The 391-nt window shown below is 33.8% G+C and carries 1 protein-coding gene; it reads right to left on the bottom strand.

Translation table 11 applies throughout. From position 1 onward, the window contains the following. A partial coding sequence (locus tag HHH54_RS10940) for a transposase (RefSeq protein WP_198618818.1) occupies nucleotides 1-391 on the bottom strand: 391 nt, incomplete at both ends.

Here is a 391-nt window from a genome sequence, read left to right as displayed (position 1 = left end):
TTAATAAGTTTAATTTTATTGTTAATACCTTCAATTGGTCCATTTGTTAAATGGGGGTATTTTACTGTATTCGTGATGTAAGGTAAGTATTTAATAAGTGTTTGAATAACACGTTTAAGTCCCTTGAATATTGGCTTGCGTTTCGAAGAATACAACGCAACCTCTAACTTCTTAATACAGTTTGATTTCAATGCTTCTAAGATAAAGTGTCCTGTTATATATGTCATTTCAAGTTCTTCACTCAGACCTAATAAATATTGAACCAGACTGTATTGGCTATGCCAATTGTCAAAAAGACGGAACGGGTGGTAATGCATGCGATCGAGTTCGTTCGCAGGTTTTAACAAGAGTTTCCAATGACGCTTCAGTTTATTATATTTGGGTCTTTCAT

The sequence above is a fragment of the Staphylococcus canis genome, from assembly GCF_016238445.1.
GTDB lineage: Bacteria > Bacillota > Bacilli > Staphylococcales > Staphylococcaceae > Staphylococcus > Staphylococcus canis.
Note: the sequence above shows the minus strand (reverse complement) of the source record. Positions and strands in the feature narration are given on the sequence as shown.